The 20,532-nt window shown below is 46.7% G+C and carries 18 protein-coding genes; 8 read left to right on the top strand and 10 right to left on the bottom strand.

Annotation, left to right across the window (positions count from 1 at the left end; all coding sequences use genetic code 11):
• Positions 1-10: 10 nt before the first annotated feature.
• The 7 genes from sds to H6F73_RS20100 form a co-directional block, all read right to left on the bottom strand.
• Positions 11-982 (bottom strand): solanesyl diphosphate synthase, encoded by a 972-nt coding sequence (sds, locus tag H6F73_RS20070; RefSeq protein ID WP_190760524.1) that lies wholly within the window; start codon positions 980-982, stop codon positions 11-13.
• A 1,645-nt stretch (positions 983-2,627) separates the two neighbouring features.
• Complete coding sequence (murI, locus tag H6F73_RS20075) at positions 2,628-3,509, bottom strand: glutamate racemase (RefSeq protein ID WP_190760525.1); 882 nt, start codon at positions 3,507-3,509, stop codon at positions 2,628-2,630.
• Between the two features lie 67 nt (positions 3,510-3,576).
• Positions 3,577-5,325, bottom strand: a complete 1,749-nt coding sequence (locus H6F73_RS20080) for an N-acetylmuramoyl-L-alanine amidase (protein WP_190760526.1) — start codon at positions 5,323-5,325, stop codon at positions 3,577-3,579.
• Positions 5,326-5,496: 171 nt separating this feature from the next.
• The gene (locus tag H6F73_RS20085) at positions 5,497-5,727 is read right to left on the bottom strand and encodes a hypothetical protein (protein WP_190760527.1); all 231 of its coding nucleotides are present in this window, start codon (positions 5,725-5,727) and stop codon (positions 5,497-5,499) included.
• A gap of 121 nt (positions 5,728-5,848) precedes the next feature.
• Entirely contained in the window at positions 5,849-6,331 is a 483-nt protein-coding gene (locus H6F73_RS20090) for a helix-turn-helix domain-containing protein (protein ID WP_190760528.1), read from the bottom strand.
• Positions 6,332-6,555: 224 nt separating this feature from the next.
• Positions 6,556-6,813, bottom strand: coding sequence for a membrane protein insertion efficiency factor YidD (gene yidD, locus H6F73_RS20095; protein WP_190760529.1), 258 nt, complete (start codon positions 6,811-6,813; stop codon positions 6,556-6,558).
• Positions 6,814-7,029: 216 nt separating this feature from the next.
• On the bottom strand, positions 7,030-7,323 hold the full coding sequence (locus H6F73_RS20100; protein WP_190760530.1) for an acylphosphatase: 294 nt from the start codon (positions 7,321-7,323) through the stop codon (positions 7,030-7,032).
• 130 nt (positions 7,324-7,453) lie between these two features.
• Here H6F73_RS20100 and H6F73_RS20105 point away from each other — a divergent pair, with 130 nt between their 5' ends.
• The 4 genes from H6F73_RS20105 to H6F73_RS20120 all read left to right on the top strand — a co-directional run bounded on the left by H6F73_RS20105 (position 7,454) and on the right by H6F73_RS20120 (position 10,782).
• Positions 7,454-7,999, top strand: a complete 546-nt coding sequence (locus H6F73_RS20105) for a CPBP family glutamic-type intramembrane protease (protein ID WP_190760531.1) — start codon at positions 7,454-7,456, stop codon at positions 7,997-7,999.
• A 295-nt stretch (positions 8,000-8,294) separates the two neighbouring features.
• On the top strand, positions 8,295-8,672 hold the full coding sequence (locus H6F73_RS20110; protein WP_190760532.1) for a DUF1823 family protein: 378 nt from the start codon (positions 8,295-8,297) through the stop codon (positions 8,670-8,672).
• A gap of 70 nt (positions 8,673-8,742) precedes the next feature.
• Positions 8,743-9,204, top strand: coding sequence for a hypothetical protein (locus H6F73_RS20115; protein ID WP_190760533.1), 462 nt, complete (start codon positions 8,743-8,745; stop codon positions 9,202-9,204).
• A gap of 87 nt (positions 9,205-9,291) precedes the next feature.
• Positions 9,292-10,782 (top strand): serine/threonine-protein kinase, encoded by a 1,491-nt coding sequence (locus tag H6F73_RS20120; RefSeq protein WP_190760534.1) that lies wholly within the window; start codon positions 9,292-9,294, stop codon positions 10,780-10,782.
• A gap of 191 nt (positions 10,783-10,973) precedes the next feature.
• Here the strand turns inward: H6F73_RS20120 and H6F73_RS20125 are convergent, their stop codons facing one another.
• On the bottom strand, positions 10,974-11,420 hold the full coding sequence (locus H6F73_RS20125) for a helix-turn-helix domain-containing protein (protein WP_190669965.1): 447 nt from the start codon (positions 11,418-11,420) through the stop codon (positions 10,974-10,976).
• A 247-nt stretch (positions 11,421-11,667) separates the two neighbouring features.
• Between H6F73_RS20125 and nusA the strand changes: the two genes are divergently transcribed.
• Positions 11,668-12,774: a transcription termination factor NusA gene (gene nusA, locus H6F73_RS20130; RefSeq protein ID WP_190760638.1), complete on the top strand. Its 1,107-nt coding sequence runs from the start codon at positions 11,668-11,670 to the stop codon at positions 12,772-12,774.
• Between the two features lie 258 nt (positions 12,775-13,032).
• Positions 13,033-14,970 (top strand): alpha-amylase family glycosyl hydrolase, encoded by a 1,938-nt coding sequence (locus H6F73_RS20135; protein WP_190760535.1) that lies wholly within the window; start codon positions 13,033-13,035, stop codon positions 14,968-14,970.
• 205 nt (positions 14,971-15,175) lie between these two features.
• Here the strand turns inward: H6F73_RS20135 and H6F73_RS20140 are convergent, their stop codons facing one another.
• A complete protein-coding gene (locus tag H6F73_RS20140) occupies positions 15,176-16,741 on the bottom strand; it encodes an FAD-binding oxidoreductase (RefSeq protein WP_190760536.1) in 1,566 nt (521 codons plus the stop codon).
• A 506-nt stretch (positions 16,742-17,247) separates the two neighbouring features.
• Between H6F73_RS20140 and H6F73_RS20145 the strand changes: the two genes are divergently transcribed.
• Positions 17,248-17,988 (top strand): DUF2993 domain-containing protein, encoded by a 741-nt coding sequence (locus H6F73_RS20145; protein ID WP_190760537.1) that lies wholly within the window; start codon positions 17,248-17,250, stop codon positions 17,986-17,988.
• Positions 17,989-18,020: 32 nt separating this feature from the next.
• The gene (locus H6F73_RS20150) at positions 18,021-19,313 is read left to right on the top strand and encodes a glycosyltransferase (RefSeq protein ID WP_190760538.1); all 1,293 of its coding nucleotides are present in this window, start codon (positions 18,021-18,023) and stop codon (positions 19,311-19,313) included.
• Positions 19,314-19,355: 42 nt separating this feature from the next.
• On the opposite strand, the gene H6F73_RS20155 is transcribed toward H6F73_RS20150, so the two are convergent.
• On the bottom strand, positions 19,356-20,183 hold the full coding sequence (locus H6F73_RS20155; RefSeq protein WP_190760539.1) for an SDR family NAD(P)-dependent oxidoreductase: 828 nt from the start codon (positions 20,181-20,183) through the stop codon (positions 19,356-19,358).
• Between the last annotated feature and the right edge of the window lie 349 nt (positions 20,184-20,532).

Consider the following 20,532-nt stretch of genomic DNA (forward strand, 5'->3'; position numbering starts at 1 on the left):
CTTTAAAATCCTAATAAAGCCGGCTTAGAACGTAGTCGGCTAGGTTAATTAAAGTTTGACGCGGCTCTGAGGGCGGTAACTTGGTTATGTGCTGCACTGCTAGCTGAGCGTGATGTGCAGCTAATTCGCGGGAGCGATCAATGCCGGTGCTTTCTTTAATGTACGTGAGGGCTTGTTCTAAATCTCCTGCTTGGGAAAATTCTCGCTCGATCAGAGCTTCTAAGTAAGGCTTTTCTTCCAAGGCAAATAACACCGGCGCTGTCAGATTCCCACTTTTTAGATCGGACGCTGCCGGCTTGCCTAATGCTTCTGTAGAACCCGTAAAGTCCAAGATATCATCCACAATCTGGAAAGCCAGACCGATATGACGCCCATAGCTATACAAATCTTCTGCCAGTTCTTCCGAAACTTCACTGAGTAAACCGGCTGCTTTAGAACTGTTGGCGAGCAGAGAAGCTGTTTTGTAGTAGCTCTTTTCTAAGTAAGCTTCTACCGACAAGTTCGTGTCAAAACGGTTGAGTCCTTGCTGAATTTCTCCTTCTGCCAGATCCATAATTACTTCTGACAGAAGTTTGACAACCGCCAAGTTATCTAAATTGGCCAAATACCAGGAAGACTGGGCGAATAAGAAATCGCCTGCCAGCACAGCCACTCGGTTGCCAAAGCTGCTGTGAACGGTGGGAATTCCCCGACGGACTTCTGACTCGTCCACCACATCGTCGTGTACCAAGCTTGCCGTGTGGATCATTTCCGTAATTTCTGCCAGCCGGCGGTGACGGGGGGTGATGTCAAGCCCCTGCATTGTTGCTCGCGAGATCAGGAGGACAATTGCTGGCCTCACTCGCTTTCCCGTTGCACCGAATAGGTGTTCTGCCGCAGCGAACAGGATCGGATGACGAGCACTGACGAGTTGTTTTAAGTTCTCTGTCAGCACCCGCAGGTCTGCTTCAACGGGGGAAAATAGGGAGGTGGCTGAGGTCATGGATAGGCCGGCTCAGGCGTTAGTTACGAAAGTTTACATATCTGCTCCTTATTCTAAGCTAAGGCTTTCAGATAGGGAAGTTTTGTTTGAATTATCTGTACCGGCCAATTGAATTGTGAAGAAGTAGCCGGTGCTAGAAGATCCATCGGCAAGGGTGGGTTGGCGGTGACCCTTCTTGGAGTAAGAACCCTACAAAATCAACGCTTTCCCCTATTTTGCCAGCGCTTTTACCCACTTCGCTGAATCAAACGCGCACTTTTATCCGCTTCAATCGGCACAGCGACAGCTTGACTCAACAATACTGCTCTGGTTCGCCCTTAATTATGTAGATTTATTAAGCACCCCGCCAACACCCTGTGAAAATCACGCATCTTGTGTTACTTTAAATAATAAGAAATTCATAAATTCCATATATTTTGCCGGCAATAAAATTACAGGAAATCTTGAAAAACCTGTATATTATTTACCGGAAAATGCTGTTCGCTTTTTGCGGGAGCTTGCAGCCCGGAGCTAGCGACCCGGCTCTCAAAGAAGGCATCAGGTAAAAAATGGGTTTTCTCATTTTTAAGTTTTAACTGTTGACCGTTGTCTTCTTACGAGTCTGTGTTGTTTGCAAAGGCTAACCGTATCCTCTCAGGATACTTGAGCCAATCCTGAAATAAAGCATCCGAAGATCGATCAGGCATACCGGGTTTACGCCAGTGTCTTTGGACGATGGTCTCTTTATAAACGGACATAGCCCGCTACGTCTGGAAGTAGGCTCGATTAACTTTCTTTGACCTCTTGATGACCGAGGGTTATTTAGCCTGAGGGTAATGGAGGTTGAGGGCTGCTGCTGTGTAATCGGTTTTTCGGGTTCGGCTCGTTTGGAGGACTAAGCACATTTTAAAACGGGCATTTCCTGATTCACTGGAAAGCAGCCAACCACGCCTCGCTTTTTTAATACGGCTTCAGCCTAGAGAAAGCAGCTTGTTTGAGGCTAGCCACTGCGTTCTGCGGTAGGAATTAGCTTAGGACTGAGGTGAAAGTCTAGGAGTGAGGGTTTTGAGTTGAAGGTGCTGTCCTCAGTGCAATCGCATTGATTGCAGTTCGTAGGAAAGGGGGCACTCGCTTGTCAGTGCAGCCGGCACCCGCAATCGTGTTCCATACATAAAAATAGCTGCGGCATTTGACACAATGACTCGTCGTTTGTGTTCGCGACTCGCTGGAAAAGTGCCTAATCTTGAAAGAAGGTTAGGACATGAGTGCAGCTCAAGATAGCCAGCAAGTTTTTGAACTAGGGTTAGGGCGAGTAATCCAGGTACAGTTCAATCACAAAACAGCTTTTTAAACCGGCATTAAATTCGGTTCGCTGAAAGCCTCCTTAGTTTCTATTTAACTTAACTCTCGTATTCTGGCCGTACTATGACTTACCATGAGATTCCTCTGATTATTCCCTTTCTGGCAACAGGTTATTTGTTAACAATTTATGTGCTGTTGAGTTTTGCTCAACGAAATCCTGGGATTTAAAGTTTAAATTCAGCAAGTGCCTGTGAACTGGGTCAGGTTCGCCGCGTATCACAGGCGGTGCCATCGCTTTGCACTGTGTAAAAGCAGCCGACGAGGAATCGCGCACAGGACGGTGAACTCACCGCCCGACGCGTTCTTATTCAGCAGATTCTAGTCGCACAGGCTGGGCGAAAACTGCCGGCAAAGACACCTTTTCAACAGCCGGTGTAAAACCCAACCACTGCACAGACAGTTGGGCAAACTGTTGTGGGCACCCACTAACGGTAAATTGGGTGGGCAAGGGGGGTTGGTTGTCTCGCAAACCCAGCACTTCCAATTCCTGGGCGGCTGCTGTCACCACCCACACAGCCGGATCGACCAACTGCACCGAGGGAGGCAAAATCTGGCGCAACACCGGCGCTAAATGGGGGTAATGGGTGCAGCCATAGATTAGGGTGTCAATCTGCTGCTGCATCAGCGGTGCCAGGTATTCCCGCGCCACTTCGTAAGTGTAGGGTTCATCGATCCGCCCTTGCTCGATCAGGGGCACAAACTCCGGACAGCCCACTTGCCAAACCCTAGCTTCGGCGTCCATTTCTAAAATGGCGCGGCGGTAGGCATTGCTAGCAGCCGTTGCCGGCGTGGCGATCACCCCAATTCGCCGCCCTTGCTGAACAGCAGCGCGAGCACCTGGAAGAATCACGCCTAAAATAGGCAAGGGAAATTCAGATCGCACAGCTTCCAAGGCAAGGGCTGAACTGGTGTTGCAGGCCATGATCACCATTTTCACGCCCTGTTGCACCATCCAGGTGAGAATCTCGCGCACGAACTGCAAAATTTCGGCTTGTGAGCGAGTTCCGTAGGGCAACCGAGCCGTATCCCCAAAATACAGGATAGATTCATGGGGAAGCTGCCGGTAGAGTTCCCTTAAAACAGTGAGGCCACCCACACCGCTGTCAAAAATTCCGATTCTGTCGCGCTGGGGTTCTCCAGTAAAGGATGAAGGATTGAAGGATCTGGGAGAGAAGGATGAATTCATTCCGTCTTCTGATTTCTGAGTGCTCAATTGTGAGTTCAAAGACACAGGTTGCTCCATCAGGAGAGGTCTATTGATTTTGTTGGATGTATTGCAGGATACCGCGAGCGATGGCTTCTGCCATACGCTGCCGGTAAGCGGCGTTGGCAAGTTTAGGTGCGTCCTCTGCGCCGGTAACAAAACCTGTTTCAACTAGAACAGCCGGCATTGAGGTTTTGCGTAAGACATAAAATCTGGCCTGTCGTACCCCGCGATCGCGAGAGCCGGTGCTTTGCAGCATACTGTTGTGGATGGTCGCAGCTAAACGCTCACCGTTGGAGTAGTAATACGTTTCAATGCCATTCACTTCAGGCCGGCTCATATCAATTGCATTAGCGTGGATGCTGACAAACAGCGTCGCATTCACCCGTTCAGCCAGTTGCACACGAGGTTCTAGGTCAATTTCCCGGTCATCTGACCTGGTTAAAATGGCCTGTACCCCCTGTTGTTCCAACAGTTGCGCCACCTGTAGCGAGATGTCCAAAACAATATCGGCCTCCCGTATCGCTCCAATGCCGACTGCACCGACATCGCGTCCGCCATGTCCGGGATCGACAATGACCACAGCTCGCCCGTTGCGAATGCCGGGATTTTGTGAGGGTGGGTAATTGGTTCTCGGCGGGGGCGCGTTATTGCTTTCAGCGCGTTGCAGTTGCAAGGATAGCAGTTGGGCTGTGGGCTGATTGAGTTCTGTAATTTGCACACCGGCTGCCGGTCGCACTGAAATGGCTACAGTGTTTGAGTCTGTCTGCTGGATCTGCACAGATGAGACAGAAGTCCTTGAATTTGTGATAGGGCTTCTGACTTTGGCACCCACCCGCGCTGAGGAGATGACAATCTTGTAGGCTCCAGATCCCTGTTCCCAGTCGCTGGTGTAGGTAAACGGCTTATCTGTTCTAATTAACAGTTGTTCGCCATTGCCGGCTAACTGAACCGCTTCAATTGTGGCTACATCGCCGGCATTCGCCGCAGGTGAGGGCTGGTTTGGACTACCCGAAGCGACTCTTGCTCCTTTGGGTAAAACGATCACTCCGCCTAAGTTGGTGACCGTTGCCTCCCATTCGTCTTTGGGGTTGGTGACTTTTAAAGAAATGCGAGCCACCGGCCCGGAATTTCTAACTTGGCTGACTTTCAGTTGCTGGATACCATAGCGATTTACCGCCTGCTCAAACCCTTGTAAATCGGGTTTAACCGTCGCATTTTGCAGCTCTATGTTGACAACCGAGCGATCTCGTGTGCGCTGCACTTTAACTTGGGGAGAGCGTCCGCTTGTACGAAGGAACAATCCATCGGGTGTAACCCTTACATTCTCAAGCACAGTGGGTGAGCCGGCTGTGTCTGAGCTTGCTCCTGGGGACGTTTCCTGGGGGGAGTCTCCAGGAGCTTCAGCAATCGGTTGGGGAGTCGGTAATTGTACTGTCCACCGGCTGGCTGTTGTGCCTCGGACTAGAACTTTTTGGGGATCTAGGGTGTAACCGGGGTTTAACTCGATCACAAGGCGAGTTGTCTGGCCGTCAAACTGTCCCACGCGCACCGATTTAATTGCGCCTCCCACTGGTTGCGCCAGGGGGTTACGCCCTACGGTTGTACCGGGCAAATCAATCACCAACCGGGTTGGATTGGCCAGCAGCTGCGCCCTCGGTTGAACGCCGCCCTCTGTGTTAATGTATAGCCGGTTCTGAGCTGCGTCAAAACGCCAAGATTGCAGTTTAGCTGCTTCGGCGGGAGTTGACAGCAAAAAGATGGTAAACAAACTGGGTAGTAGCCAGTGGAATCTCACAACAGCTTCTCCTTGTTCGCGTTGCTGAGCTGTAAGCGTTTCCCGAATGGGAAATCCTTAAGATGTAGCAGTGCACCTCCCTGCGCTAAGACCTCTGGGTTAGAGGCTTTTAAACAACTTAAGACTGGGTTGAAAAATATCATGACTCGGTCAAGAGTGTAGCGTTGAAAATTAAAATTTTTTGTCAGTGAAGCCGGTGCGGACAGCGGGAAAGCCATTTTTATGACATTGATTTGGCGACAGCAACCTACTGAAATAAGCTTTCATACAGTTAATTTGCATTTTTTTACCGCAGGGGCGAGTCGCGAGAGGGTGCTTCCGGTGGGTGACGAAATCATTTCTTGCTCTGTGCCAATTGCTTATATCCAATCCCAGCTCCTCAAAACCGTTTTCAGCTTTCATCCTCTGCTGTCCGCTTAAAAATCTTGCATTCAGTTTTGTTACCCCACATCCGTGAAAATGCTGAGTCCATACAAGCTGAGTTTTCTGTAATAGTTGTCTGATCTGGAGTTTGGCTGAGTTCTCACGTTAAGGTTTCCTGTTGCTGACGCTTTTTTCTGAAGCCCTTGTTTCTAGGTGCTTTCAATTTCACTTTTAGTCTGTACCTAACGGCTTCATGGACGACTTTGTAAGATGCATCGACACCGCACTCTTCTTTCAGCCAAATGCGGATCTCTCCGTAGTTACTGAATTTCTCTGCCTTTTGCAGCCGTTGTTTCAATCGTTCCATTGCTTCTTTGGGAATAGCCGGCTTTCTGCCTTGGCCTTTTTTGAGTTCTAGCAGCCCTTCTAATCCCTCTGTTTTGTACTTTTGAAACCAGCGATAAAGGGTTGCTGTATCTCTACCCAAGACGACGGATAGCTCTTTGAGGGTCTGAACCTGGCCAATTTTGAGTAAATACAAGGCTTGAATTCTTTCTTTGCCTCTTGCGGTTGTCTGTTGTGCCAGGAGCGTTTTGAGTTGTTCACCAGTCTCGGTGATATGGAGCTTGAGAACCCCTGCCATGAGAAAATTTTCTACTCCAAGACCACTATACAATATGAATTGCAAAAAAAAAGTGAATGGACGTAGCGTTTGGTTGACGCTGAATCGATTCATCAGGTCATGATATTAAATCCAATTGTTTTTATTTATTTAAGCCGGCTGCTAAAAGCACAAAGCCTAACAGCTTATGGATTTTACCAGTTTTTACACAATTTAATATTTAAAATCGCTGCAACCGGCTTTTTCTAAGCTGTGATGTCTTCTGGAGTTGTGTCTGCAGCCGGTTGAACTGCTGGGGGGACTGGATCGTAACCGCCGGCATGGAAGGGATGGCAGCGCAATATTCGCCGGATCGCCATCAGTCCCCCGCGCCATGCCCCAAACCGCTCAACCGCTTCTATTGCATACTTAGAACAAGTCGGTTGATAGCGACAAACTGGGGGAAACAAAGGAGAAATGAGCGTTCGATAGGCCCGAATTAAGGCAATGAGTAAAACTTTCATCTGAACCTCGAAAAAGATACCTGCTTTACCCATTAAAAATCGACCGCCGCAAGTGGCAAAAGCCGGCTAACTTGACGGGCGGCATCGTTGCACCCAAACTTTAAGCAGTGAGACACTCTATCATAGCAATTTTGGATAGGGGCGTTTGCCGGCTAAGCTTGTAACGGGTAAAGGGGCAGTTTTCCCGAAAGTGTGGTTTTGCCGGTTGCGGAAAGTCTACCGGCGAATGTCAAATTGTTGAAGTCCTTCAGGGTTTTGGTACTCTACGAAAACGTCTTTTACGACAGATGCCGGTGGCCCTTGATCACACCACTTAATCATTTCTCTGACGGTTTCTTCAGTTCCTTCAAAGACAGCTTCCACACGTCCATCGGGAAGGTTGCGAACCCAGCCGGTGATGCCTCGGCTCTTTGCTTCATCCAGTGTGGAAAAGCGATAACCGACTCCCTGAACTGTCCCAGAAACGATAACATGAGCGCGGATAGAATTGGGTAGTGATGAGTTTTGCATTTGATTTTTATTAATTTAGATTTCAAGAAAGATGAATCTTGACAAACTAAATATTATAGGGATGTGGAAATTATATCTGACTAATTATAATTAACGCTCATTAACAGAATTTTTTTATAGGGTTTCACAGATGATAATCCATTTTTTAGGGTTAGAAGTTCTTTGGCATCGCGTAGTTACTGCTGTCTCAACCATTCCAGATGCCGAAGCTTGGCTAGGGTCAGCCGCACTGTTAGGAATTTACACGCTGATTGCATTGCCGGTAGGATTTGGCTCAGGTTTTATTAAAATAGACATTCAAAAATCGTGGGTGGTTGTTATTGGAGTAATCGCGGGTTCTTTGTTAAGACCGGCTCTCACAGAAGAGTTATTTTTCCGCGTCTTACTCTTGCCTCATGCAACAGAAAATACTTCGCCGGCAGCCCTGTGGTTTTGGGGTTTGGGCGGTTTGGTGATTTTTCTTGTGTACCATCCGCTGAACGCAATGACTTTTTTCCCAGTTGCCCGTGAAACTTTTCTAAATCCAATATTTTTATTTCTGGCAGCTCTTTTAGGGGTGACTTGTACGATTTCTTACTGGCAAAGCGGTTCTCTTTGGCCGCCGGTGATAATTCACTGGGTGATTGTAGCAGTCTGGTTGCTGTTGTTAGGTGGATATCAAAAGCTTTATGCTTGAGGAAATGAAAGATTTTATTGCTTTTAGATTTAATTTTTGCAAAAATAGATTTTTTAAGAAACCACAGATGCACACAGATAAACACAGATGAAAGCGCAGTCTGCCGGTAAATATCCACAGATGGTTGATTCGAGTTTATCTGCAAGATGTCAATTCGGGTATGGTAAAATTTTTTTTGAGTTTAACGCAGGGCAATTTCTTCTTTACAAAAGGGAAAATTATAGCTAAGCGAGTTTTAAAAAAGCTGCTATGCCCCATGCCCTATGCCCTATGCCCTCTCTTTGAATAACTGCTTATGTCTGAACTGCCGGCACTGAATAATGAAACGATTTGGGCAATCCTTAATGAAGAAATTGAGGATGCGACGGTGAACCAATTAATTTGGCATTACTTAGGATATCGCTATGATGAAGCCGCCGGCAAGTGGGATGCTTCTGCTGTTGGGGATGAATGGCGAGATGAGTATCCTGAACCGCCAGATTTTATAGAAAACCGCCCGCCTACGGTGAAACTCACTCGCTCGATTCCACCGGAAAATAAGCAACTATTGAAAGAGCAGTTGGGTTTTAAAGGCTACAAAGTGGGTGAATTTGGCCCTAGACAAACTCGACGGGCGACGATGGCTAATTGGCTGTTGAGTTATATGAGTGGCGCTAAAAGTGGGGAACTGTAATTGATTTGTCTGCGATCTAGTAGGTGTTAATTCTGGAACGTCAAGTAGTCGTTATCTAGAGGAAACTCCTATGTTTTTTGCGTTCCTTTCGTCCCTGGCATTAACCGGCACTCCCGCCATCATTCCCCCATTGCCGGCGACAATAGACGGATCGGCAATCATCGCTGACTATCGATATCGAAATCGAAATGTCTGCCGGCAACATCGGGTGGTTGTGGAGTTAATCGCGCGTGGCAATGATTGGGGAAATGTCTGGATTAATGAAAAACCAGTGTTTCAGCCGCAAAATTTCAACCGGCGCAAAACCCTAAACCTTTGTGCCGGCGCGTATAGGGTGGTTTTCACCGGCATCACAAGCATGGATGTGTGGGATTCGGGTTATCTGGATCTGGGGCGAAGTAATGTGGTTAAACTTTCCTTCACCAAAAACGGGGTAGAACAGGTGGAGGGAGATCCTAACGCTTGGTTGCCGGATGATAGAAATGATCCTGATGTTTGGCGGCGAAATGACCCGGATATCTGGCGCAGATAGGTAATTGCCAGTCGCATTGGCTGATTTTTGGGGAGTAACAGCTATTGTGGTAATAGCTTTATTTGCATCGCATCCGCCGAGTACAATATGCTCAAATTATGCTCTGTATTGCAGAATCGCTATCAGCTCAAACACCAGCTCAGTGATCATCCCGTGCGTCAGACTTGGTTGGCAGAGGATTTAGAATCGCAAGATCAAGTTGTGGTCAAGCTGCTGGCTTTTGGAGGTCAGATGCAGTGGGATGACCTCAAACTGTTTGAACGCGAGGCGAAGGTGCTGCAACAGCTAAACCATCCGCAGATTCCCAAATATCGAGATTATTTTGCAGTTGATGAGTCTAATCTGTGGTTTGGCTTGGTTCAAGAGTATATCCCCGGTTCGTCGCTGAAGCAATTGCTAGAAGAGGGGCAGCAGTTTTCTGAGCAGCAAGTTCGCCAAATCGCGCAAGATGTGCTGGAGATTTTAATTTATCTGCATGAACTGAAGCCGCCGGTGATTCACCGCGATATTAAGCCAAGTAATTTAATTTTAGGGGCGGATGATCGGGTTTATTTGGTGGATTTTGGGGCGGTGCAAAACCGGCCAAGTGCAACGGGCGCAACATTTACGGTGGTGGGAACTTACGGATATACGCCCCTTGAACAATATGGCGGTCAAACCGTGCCGGCATCCGATCTTTATGCCTTGGGTGCGACGCTGATTCATTTGCTCACCGGCACAGCGCCGGCAGAATTGCCACAACGGGATTTGCGTGTTCAGTGGAGCGATCGCATCACTTCTAATGTCAGTGGAAATTTTGTGCGGTGGGTTGATCAACTGATACAGCCGGCTGTGGAAAGAAGATTTCCTTCAGCAGTGCGAGCACGGGATGCGCTGAAAGGTGCGCTCACGATTCCTTGGGCGATCGCAGAGGTTCCTGCCGTTGCCGACACTTGTGCGATCGTCAATCACTCGCCGGAACGGTTAGAGATTGAAATTCCGGCGCGTGTGGAAGTTGAAGTAATTGAGCCGGTTAAAAAAGTTCTCAATCGGGGTTTAGAAGCAGTGCAAAGCAGTTTAAATACTGTGTTTAGCCAATTGCAGGATTCAGCCGGAAGTATCCCAAAACAAGCAATTTTATTGCGTGCCGGTGTTGTCGGCGGTGCTTTAGTGCTGCTCAGTTTTGCGTTTCCTGTAATTATTTACACCATGCAATTTTTAAACTTATTAATTCCGGCTTTAATGTTGCTGGCTATTTTCATTTTACTGGGGAGTTGGCGTGTGTATCCCCGAAGTTATTTTGAGCGCACTTATGTTTGTTTTGAATTGGATAATTTTGTCATGGAATGGCAGCAGGTGTGGCTCTATAATTATCGTCGGGAAACTGGGGTAACCTCTGAAATTCAAGATGTGTCAGTTGCGACTTATGGTGAGAGCAACGATTGTGAGAGTAATTCGCCTCACTCAGCCGTTGTCATTACTGCCGGCCCTTCTCAAAATGAATGGGAGAAATATATATTTGGTCAAGAATTGAGTGAAGCTGAGTTAATTAAGTTGACAAATGAAATTCGGGCTTGGTTGGCAGGAGAATCTCAATAATTTTTTGTTGATTTTTCTTAGGAACACTTCAACTTTATCTGCACTTAGGCCGGCAAAATTCTAATTCCCCAAGTAAATGCACCTCTACACCCTTGGCTTTTCCCCGATCCCAAATTTAACCTCGCTACACCGGCACCCTTTCACCTCTCAGCTTTTATACAGCTAAGTTGCATTTTCTCTTCTGCCACCCCTTAAATTCTACTCATCGGTAAACGAACCTTGTGCTTGCGTAAAATGCGCGTAATTTGCGTGGCACTAATTTCAATGCCGGTTTGCTGCGCCAGATGCGTTGCTAAGCGTTGACTTGTCCACAGATCAAACTCATAACCCAGCTTTTTCGGGTCTTTCTTGATCGATTCTAGTAATGATTGAATGTAGCCCTCATTCGCTTTGCGATAGTTACCTTGCTCTCGCTTATCTCTCAAGCTGTCGAGATTATCCGGATCGCCATGCACGCACCAATAAGCAACGGTTCGGTAGGAACACCCGATAAAATCAGCAATTTCTTCGTAAGTTTTACCGTCATTTTGTAATAACAAAATTAAAGCGTGTTCGCGCAAGCGCGGGCAATCACTCTTCCGGATAGCTTTTTGCAGACGCTTTCTTTGCAGTGAGGTGAGAAAGTCTTTAACCGGCATAAATTTTTTTGAAATATATCGCCATTCTATTTTATGCTATTTAATTGTAAAATAACCGCTTGTCCACCGGAAAAAGCGAACTTCCTGAGAGCGTAAATCGCTTCTTACCAGGGTTCCCACACCGGCAGACTTCCCACCTAGCCCAAATGCTTTGCTTACGCACCATTAAGGTCAACAATATAAAAACAGCCAGTCGCCTAATTTTTGATCGGTCATCTCACATCTAAAACCTCCAATTTCCATGTCAATGGTCAGTTTACCCGGACTCAAAGCAATAATCGACGTCATGAGTCGAGAGCGCAACTTGCCGAAGCAAGCCGTCCAGAACGCCCTAACAGAAGCGCTGCTAAAAGGATACGAGCGCTATCGTCGGATGCAAAGCCTGGAAGGGTCAAACTTTCCGGAAGACTACTTCAACAACTTTAAAGTTGAACTTGATTTGGAAGCAGAAGGCTTTCGAGTCCTCGCAACCAAAACTGTTGTGGAAGCAGCCAGCCAGCCAGATCAGGAGGTTGCCTTCAACACAAAACCGGCTGCAGCAGCCGGCTTAGGCGACACCGTTGTTGTAGACGTGACACCCGATCAGGGGGAATTTGGGCGTCTCGCCGCACTACAAACCAAGCAGGTGCTCACCCAAAAACTACAAGAACAGCAGTGCCAGCTCATTAAAGAACAGTTTCTAGAGCTTAGAGGCACCGTTGTGCAAGCAAGGGTGATTCGCATTGAGCGCAAAGCCACCATTGTTGGAGTCAGCAGTGGTGCCGGCAAGCCAGAGGTAGAGGCGGAACTGCCTAATTATGAAAAGTTGCTCCAAGACAACTATTCAACGGATGCCAAGCTGAAAGTTTACCTCAAAAAAGTGTATGAAACTCCCCGGCAAGGGCCGCAACTGCGCGTTTCTAGAGCAACAACAGGTTTAGTTGCCGGCATTTTATCCGGCATTGTCCCAGAAATTCAGCAGGAAATTATCCAAATTATTGGAGTGGTGAGAGATGCAACACCGGCTTCTCCTTTGGTTGTCTCTCGTAGTAAAATTGCGGTGGATACTCAACAGCCAGATTTAGACCCCGTTGCCGTTTGTGTGGGAGAAAATGGAGCGCGATTGCAAGCGGTGATGCATGAATTGCGGGGCGAAAAAGTTGATATTATTCGATGGTCTGATGACCCCGCAACCTATATTGCAAGAGCTTTGTGTCCGGCAAAGGTGGAGAAGGTTCTGCTCGTCGATCCAGAAACACTGGTTGCTGAAGTTTTCTTGCCGGCAGACCAGTTGCCTTTAGCATTAGGGCCAGATGAGCAAAACCTCCGTCTTGCTGCTCGTTTGACGGGTTGGCAAATTGAACTTAAAACTTAAATTGATTGTTGCTAATTGTTAGAGAAGAAAGCTTCTTATCTAAATCGCAAAATTTTGGGATAAGCACTTTCTCTCTCTACTTTCACTTGGGCATTTTGCGTAGGAATACAACCCAATTCGGTCGCTCAACCAAGTTTAAACCGGCTTCTTAGACAAAAGGCTAGACAAATCTCTCGAAATTCGAGACAATTGCCATATTCAAGTGCCGGTTAAGTACCTACTTGCTAACTTCTTTACCCAGCTAAGAGAGCTGATTTTATGGAACCCAAATCTTCATCCCAGGCTAAAACGCTTTCTTTATCCGATTCTAAATCAGTTGTTGATGCCGGCACTGCGGCTGAAATCACTGAAGCCAGAGAAGATGAAAACCCGTATGAGTTTCTTTTTACGCGAGCGATTGAATTCCGTCAAGAAACCATTTATTTCATCGTTGTAGATCGCTTTCACGATGGCGATTCAGACAATAGCGAAGGCCCAAACCCCGAACTTTATGATCCTGCCGGTGAAGATTGGGGCAAATACTGGGGGGGAGACTTACAGGGGATTATCGACAAATTAGACTACTTAAAAGGGATGGGAGTAACCGCGCTTTGGCTGACTCCTCTTTTTGAGCAAGTTGAAGCATTATTTATTGAACAAGCAGCCATTCACGGCTACTGGATCAAAGACTTTAAGCGCCTCAATCCTCGATTTATTGGCAAAGATGATGAGCCTTCTCTAAACAAAACCCAGGAAACGAGAAATACAGCTTTTGACCGATTAATTGCTGAGTTACACAAACGGGATATGAAAATGATCCTGGATATTGTCTGTAACCACAGTAACCCAGATTTTAGCGGCAAAAAAGGAGAACTTTACGACGATGGCGTAAAAATTGCTGATTTTAATAACGATAAAGATAACTGGTATCACCATTATGGTGAAGTGACAAACTGGGAAGACGAGTGGCAGGTGCAAAACTGCGAACTTTCAGGTTTGGCAACTTTCAACGAAAACAACGTTGAATACCGAAATTACATTAAAGCAGCCATTAAACAATGGCTAGATCGGGGCGTTGATGCGTTGCGGGTGGATACTGTAAAGCATATGCCAATTTGGTTTTGGCAAGAATTTAATGGGGAGATCCAAACCCATAAACCTGACGTCTTTATTTTTGGAGAGTGGATTTACAATAGTCCAAATGATGAGCGATCGGTTGAATTTGCAAATCGATCGGGCATGACTCTTTTAGATTTTGGGTTGTGCATGGCGATCCGGCAAGCTATGGCTGTCAATGCTGAACCGGGCTTTCAAATGGTTCAGGAAGTTTTCGATCTGGATTATCGCTATGATGGTGCAACGGAACTGATTACATTTATTGACAATCATGATATGGTTCGGTTCCAAAGCCTTAATCCTGATCCTGATGTGTTGCGCTTGGCAATGAATTTGGTGATGACTTGCCGGGGGATTCCTTGTATATATTACGGGACTGAACAGTTTCTTCACAATGATACGAATGCTGATGGCAATCCATACGGAAATAATGATCCGTATAACCGCCCGATGATGGAAAACTGGGATACCGATACAGCCATTTATCGGGATATTCGGTTGCTGTCAGGATTGCGCCGGCTCAACCCGGCGATTTGTTTAGGAAGTCAGTGGTTAAAATATATCACTGCTGATGTTTATTGTTACCTGCGACGTTATCGGGATTCCCGCTGTTTTGTGGCGATGAATAAAGGTGAGCCGGTGACGCTTGAGAAGGTGGATACTGATTTACCCGATAAAGAGCATACTTGTGTTTTAACGGGGCGTAAATTAGAAGTCAAAGATGGCTTTCTCTATAATTTAGAATTGGGAGCGAAAGAAGCCATTGTCATCAGTCATGTTGGGGAGCGAGTTAAAGGACAAACTGTGGTGCGGGTGCAAGTCAATGGCATCGCAACGAATCCGGGTGAAATTGTGGTAATTATCGGCGATTGTCCGGAATTAGGAAATTGGGATATTGCCAAAGCTTACCCGCTGGAATATATCAATGCAAATACTTGGTTTACCGAAATTCCATTTAATGAAAGTGCCGGCAAGGCAATTTCATATAAATATGCGATGTGGCGCGAAGGTCAAGCTCCAGTCCGGGAAAATTTAGTGTGCCGGCGGTGGCTTCTAGCAGACGAAGGTATTGTCAAGTGGCGCGATACTTGGAGTCATTAACTTAATCGGAAAAGCAACCCAGTTTCTTAAAAAAAATTGGGTTGCTGCGCCCAATCACTTTAATTGAATAATCGGATAAACAGATATCGTTATTAAATTCAAAAATTTTTTGAGTAATTGTTATTAGAAAAATATAATTTTTTTCAAAAATTAGCAAAATATTCAGAATTTAAACATAATTCGCCCTGCGTCTACCAAGATTTCTTTAGTAATCACCGGCAGAACCATAGATCCACGCATCAAGCCAACGATGATAATAATATTGTTGTGCCGGCGATAAAGTTTTAACAAACGGTTCCATAGCTTGTCCGAGGGGAAATAGCGCACTGTAAACACCCAAATTAATGTAATGACGCATCCAATCTAAGAGCGGAATCAGTCCAAGCTGTGGGGTGAGTTTGATAATTAATGCCGGATTATTTATAGCTGTTTTCAGGAGGGTTTGAGATAAAGCAGAAAACTGCACCACATCTTGTAGAAAAGGCTTTAAAACCGGCTCTCCCAATTGCTCCATGCCGGCAAACACTCCAGAGAGTAACTGATTAATTTGTTCCGGTTCAATTTTACGCTCAATCCCAACAGTCATCGCCCGTTGAAACAGCCACGTTACTGATAAACTCGGTTGATAAGGTTGCAATAAAGCCAAAGCCGGCGCAGAAAGTGTGTCTGCTTGCAGCGCTTCCTCAATGCCGGTGGTTAAACGCTTGAGATGGCGCACCATTGCCCCAAACCCGCCAAAACTCAAAGGAGATTGACTGCCGCTACTATCTCCCACCGGCAGAATGCGACTCCAAGGCATTTGTAAGGGACTTTGCCGGTAAGAAGGAAAGAAGCCAAACAATGCTCGTTGAAATTGCAATTGATCGACTTCAACGCCTTGGTATGCCGGCAGCAAGCGCAGATATTCCTCAAATAGAAACTCTAAACTAAACCGTTGCGGATCAGCGTCTAAATAAGTAAATAAATAAGTCGTGCGCCCATCTCTAGCGGGAAACGCTTCCCAAAAATACTGGCATTGATGTTGTATTGGCGTAAAAGACACAAACAAATCACCTGTTTCATTTTGAGGAAATCCCCGCGCACAACTTCCCACAACTAAACAAATGCTATCGGGTTTTTGTCCTTGCCGCGCCTGCCGAATCACTGGGGAAAAATGCCCCATTGCATCGATGAATAATCGAGTTCTTAAAGTGCTGATTGCGGAATTTTCCGCTTGACTTTTGACTTCTATCGTTATTCCATCTGGATGAACAATGGCTGCCTCAAAAGCCGTATTTTCAAATAACTGTCCGCCGGCTTCTAAAAATCGTAACTTAAGCGTGTCGAGTAAAGAAACTGGATCAACCCCAATATTAAGAACATCACGCACCCAAACTTCAGCGCCATTTAAAAAACTTACACGGGCTGGATTATATTCTGTTGCGATCGCTTGCCCTAATTCTGCTTCCGAAAGTAAATTTAATTCCACAAACACATCTAATTCTTTGCGAGAGATGTTCCATTCTTGATCTCTGCCGCGCAAAATCCCCCGCTCAATTAGCGCCACCCGCCATCCTCGCTGCGCTAAAGCCGCACCGATGAAAATTCCCAAAGTGCCGCCGGCGATCACAATATCCCACTCTACAGTTTCCAAAGGCTGCTCGTTTTGCTTCACCACAGCCGGCACAGGGGCGCTTCCCTCTTTAATGGCTTGCCAGAGGCTATCGGCACGACGCAGTGTCCCCAATGCGTCACCAGGTAGCTGAGATAGAATTTGCTCGGTTTGGCTCATGAGTTGTCAATTTTCTACAGAAGCTTTCTTTACATCCTAATCTGGTATCAGTTTTGCTGACATCGTCGCAGCAGTCGCAACGCCGGCAGCGAGTTTAACAGCCCTTTTTTCTGTCAACTTGCTTGCTCAGTTCGATTCTTTTTGTATTATCGCTTACACAAACCAGTAATACTAGATAATGCTTGTGGCAGAGAACGCGAAAAACCCAGATTACGCCTGAGAGAGAGGAATATGCACCTCCAGCTTCATAAAATAACTCCAGGCTTACAAATAGCATTGCTTTGATTTTATATAAACACCCAACATTCCTCAATCTTTGGTGAGGGAGGAAAGTGTAAATTTATGTGCTGACAAGATTTTATTCTTTGTTGGCGCAAACAGATGTGGGTTTGAAAGTTTAATTGGAATTCTAGCAGATTGGAAAAAATCAAGTCTGACACAATTACTAATTTAAGCGATAACTAATAGCGCAGATTCAGTAGTAATAGCGAAGCAGAAGTAGCAAAATGCGAGAAACAGCGGGACTGGGAGAACAAGCGATTAATAAAATTGCTGAGATGGCGCTGGCAAGTCAACTACACGATGCGGGAGAATTAGAAGTTCGGATTAAGATCGATTTTAACAAACTCGCGCGTGGAGAAGTTGAGTCGATTGCGATCAAGATCGCTGGCTTATTAATGCAAGCAAATTTGCGCCTAGAAGAATTGCAGCTACAAATTAATCGCGTTACAGTTAAGCCTTTTAGCGCCCTGTTCGGCAAAATCGAACTGACGCATCCTTGTGAGGGTAATGTTCGTGCTGTGATCAACGAGGATAGTCTCAGCCATGCCCTTAACAACCCATCTTCCTCCAAAAATTCTCGACAAAATCAACGTTTTGATGAGAGGAAAATTAGCGGAATTCACATTCAGAAACTGCGGTGTTTTTTCCTAGCAAATGGTCATATTGTTTTTAACTGCGAAGCGATTTTGGAAAAAACAAATGAAGCTCAATCCGTTGCCTTCACAGCCACACCCAGCATTGGGATGGATGGGCGAAAAATTGTGTTCCAAGATGTGCGGGATGTGGAAGGCAAGGAACCCCCAAGCGGATTAGCAGCAGCTTTAGTGGCGCAGGCAAGCGAAATTTTAAGTTTGCCTGAGTTTGAGGAAAAAGGAATGTCTCTGCAATTTCAGGAACTCGATCTGGTAGCCGGCAAGTTAACTTGGCAAGCTGCCGCCCACATTGAGCAATTTCCATCCGGTTAACCGGCTTATTAAAACTTTATTGGGGTGAGTTCATGACACACTTTGGTATTATTTGCCCGCCGTTTCCCGGTCACTTAAATCCCCAGGCAGCCTTGGGACGAGAACTGCAAAAACGCGGTCATCGCGTCACTTTTCTGCAAATTCCTGATGTAGAACTTAAAGTGCGCTCAGAAGGGCTGAACTATTGGCCCATTGGGCAGTCTCTTTACCGGCCCGGTTTTCTGGCTGAAACTTGCGAGCAACTCGGTAAATTGAGCGATATGGAAGCGCTGCGCTACTCACTCGATTTTTGCCGGCATATTACTGAAATTATCTGCGAAGATGCCCCAGGTGCGATTAAGGCGGCGGGGATTGAAGTGTTGCTCGTCGATCAGCTCGAACCTGCCGGTGAAACAGTCGCCGAATTCCTTGGTATTCCTTTTATTTGCGTCTCTTGCGCTCAGGCAATGCACCGCAGAGCGGATGTTCCCCCGTTTTTCACGCCTTGGAGTTACCACAATACTTGGTGGGCGCGGCTTCGCAATCTGGCCGTTTATTATATGCTAGACCGCAGCAGCCAACCGATTTTGCAAGCGCTCAATCACTACCGGCAAGCGTGGAAACTGCCGGCATATCGCAACTTGTACGCCTCCGCTGCCCGACTGGCCCACATTAGCCAGCAGCCGGCTGCCTTTGATTTCCCCAACACCAACCTGCCGGCGCACTTCCATTACACCGGGCCATTTCGCAATGCCTCGCCGCGATCGGTTTCTTTTCCGTTTGAACGGTTAACCGGCCAACCACTAATTTACGCTTCACTGGGCAGTTTGCAAAACACGAAGCACGAACTCTTTCAAATGATCGCCGCTGCTTGTGAAGGGCTAGATGTGCAACTGGTGATCACGCATGGGGGCGGGATGAATGCAGAAGCGGTTCAACAACTTCGCGGTTCCCCATTAGTGGTTGAGTACGCGCCCCAAATGGAAGTGCTCGCCAAAGCAAGCTTAACCATTACTCACGGGGGACTGAACACGGTGCTCGATTCCCTCAGCTACGGCGTTCCCCTGGTTGCCATTCCCATTACCTTTGAACAGCCCGGAACCGGCGCACGAATTCGCTGGACGGGGACTGGGGAAGTGATTGGTTTATCTAGCTTGAGCGTTCCCACGCTGCGATCAACCATTCAGCGGGTGCTGACAGAAGATTCTTACTTACAAAATGCCTTGCGGATCAAGCAAGCGATCTCTCAAGCCGGTGGCGTGAAACGAGCTGCTGATATTGTTGAGCAGGCTGTTAAGGTTGATCGTCCAGCGCTAAAGCAGGCGGCTTTAGGGACTAGAGGCTAGGGGAAGAAACACAGACAGCTTTTTTGTATCCCGCCTTTGAGTTTATCCCGATACTTTATTATCTTTGAGCGCAAATGTTCGCCGGAATACCCACTGCATCATGCCGGGAAGCAAGCTATAAGCTGCCTTTGACATATTAGCCGAACCCACTATTACCTCAGCTCGCTTATGCTTGACTCCATCCCAAACGGCTTTGGCGACATCTTCCGGCTTTTCCACGACGGGAACACTTAGCACCTGCTTCACCTGATCATGACGTGCTTGAGTGTCTTGCTCATCTGTACCTCGAAAAATCGCCCGTTCCAAAAAATTACTTTTGATTATATTGGGATAAATTCCACAAACATGAATGCCTTTGGGTGCGAGTTCCCCGTGCAGTGCTTCTGTTAAGCCGGTGACGGCATATTTGCTCGTGGAGTAAGGCACTAAATAAGCAATGGGAACTTTGCCGCCGATGGAACTAATATTAACAATCGTGCCGGTTCCTCGTTCAATGAAATGCGGCAATAATGCGTGAATTGTGTGAATATATCCCCAAAGATTGAGGTCTAAGCAGGAGTGCCAATCCTCAAGGGAAAACTTATCTGCCGGCCCGGATATGTACAAACCGGCATTGTTGATCAGCACGTCGATTTTGCCAAATTGCTCTAGTGCTCTATGGATCAGCGCATTCACCTGCACGGGATCGGTGACATCGGTAGGGACGGCGAGTGCGGAACGTCCGAGCGATCGCACTTCGCCGGCAGCCGCTTCCAATCGATCCGCATGACGCGCTGCTAATACTAAATCGTACCCTTCGCGAGCAAATAAAAGTGCGGTTGCTTTGCCGATGCCTTCAGACGCACCCGTAATTAATACTGTGCCAGCCATACTCCTTATCCTGAAAATGCTATTTTGTTATCTTATTTTATTCAAAATCGTTAAATATAAACTCTAACTTTTGTCGGATGTTTCACCGCAATTTCACTCCGTAGTTAGAGCCAGAATAAAAAAGATTTGCTAGCCTTTCACCGGCAAGCGTCATTTTATTTGTAAAAGCAGTAAAAGTAGAGCCGGTTGAAGCGAAACGTAGGAGTGTGCTTTCTAACACAGTTTTCCCCATAATGATATCATCCTTAAGGAATGCGAGGTATTTAAACTGCCGGCAGATAATCAGGGCTGGAGGGAAAGCTAGAATTAAATCACAAGTAAATTGTAAATAAATGTAAATATGTTATTC

It is taken from the genome of Microcoleus sp. FACHB-68, from assembly GCF_014695715.1.
Taxonomy (GTDB): domain Bacteria; phylum Cyanobacteriota; class Cyanobacteriia; order Cyanobacteriales; family Oscillatoriaceae; genus FACHB-68.

Excerpts from the sequence above, each read along its gene's own strand:
- sds (WP_190760524.1), bottom strand. The coding sequence starts at position 982 with ATGACCTCAGCCACCTCCCTATTTTCCCCCGTTGAAGCAGACCTGCGG.
- murI (WP_190760525.1), bottom strand. The coding sequence starts at position 3,509 with ATGAATTCATCCTTCTCTCCCAGATCCTTCAATCCTTCATCCTTTACT.
- H6F73_RS20085 (WP_190760527.1), bottom strand. The coding sequence starts at position 5,727 with ATGAAAGCTGAAAACGGTTTTGAGGAGCTGGGATTGGATATAAGCAAT.
- H6F73_RS20090 (WP_190760528.1), bottom strand. The coding sequence starts at position 6,331 with ATGGCAGGGGTTCTCAAGCTCCATATCACCGAGACTGGTGAACAACTC.
- yidD (WP_190760529.1), bottom strand. The coding sequence starts at position 6,813 with ATGAAAGTTTTACTCATTGCCTTAATTCGGGCCTATCGAACGCTCATT.
- H6F73_RS20100 (WP_190760530.1), bottom strand. The coding sequence starts at position 7,323 with ATGCAAAACTCATCACTACCCAATTCTATCCGCGCTCATGTTATCGTT.
- H6F73_RS20105 (WP_190760531.1), top strand. The coding sequence starts at position 7,454 with ATGATAATCCATTTTTTAGGGTTAGAAGTTCTTTGGCATCGCGTAGTT.
- H6F73_RS20110 (WP_190760532.1), top strand. The coding sequence starts at position 8,295 with ATGTCTGAACTGCCGGCACTGAATAATGAAACGATTTGGGCAATCCTT.
- H6F73_RS20115 (WP_190760533.1), top strand. The coding sequence starts at position 8,743 with ATGTTTTTTGCGTTCCTTTCGTCCCTGGCATTAACCGGCACTCCCGCC.
- H6F73_RS20120 (WP_190760534.1), top strand. The coding sequence starts at position 9,292 with ATGCTCAAATTATGCTCTGTATTGCAGAATCGCTATCAGCTCAAACAC.
- H6F73_RS20125 (WP_190669965.1), bottom strand. The coding sequence starts at position 11,420 with ATGCCGGTTAAAGACTTTCTCACCTCACTGCAAAGAAAGCGTCTGCAA.
- nusA (WP_190760638.1), top strand. The coding sequence starts at position 11,668 with ATGGTCAGTTTACCCGGACTCAAAGCAATAATCGACGTCATGAGTCGA.
- H6F73_RS20135 (WP_190760535.1), top strand. The coding sequence starts at position 13,033 with ATGGAACCCAAATCTTCATCCCAGGCTAAAACGCTTTCTTTATCCGAT.
- H6F73_RS20140 (WP_190760536.1), bottom strand. The coding sequence starts at position 16,741 with ATGAGCCAAACCGAGCAAATTCTATCTCAGCTACCTGGTGACGCATTG.
- H6F73_RS20145 (WP_190760537.1), top strand. The coding sequence starts at position 17,248 with ATGCGAGAAACAGCGGGACTGGGAGAACAAGCGATTAATAAAATTGCT.
- H6F73_RS20150 (WP_190760538.1), top strand. The coding sequence starts at position 18,021 with ATGACACACTTTGGTATTATTTGCCCGCCGTTTCCCGGTCACTTAAAT.
- H6F73_RS20155 (WP_190760539.1), bottom strand. The coding sequence starts at position 20,183 with ATGGCTGGCACAGTATTAATTACGGGTGCGTCTGAAGGCATCGGCAAA.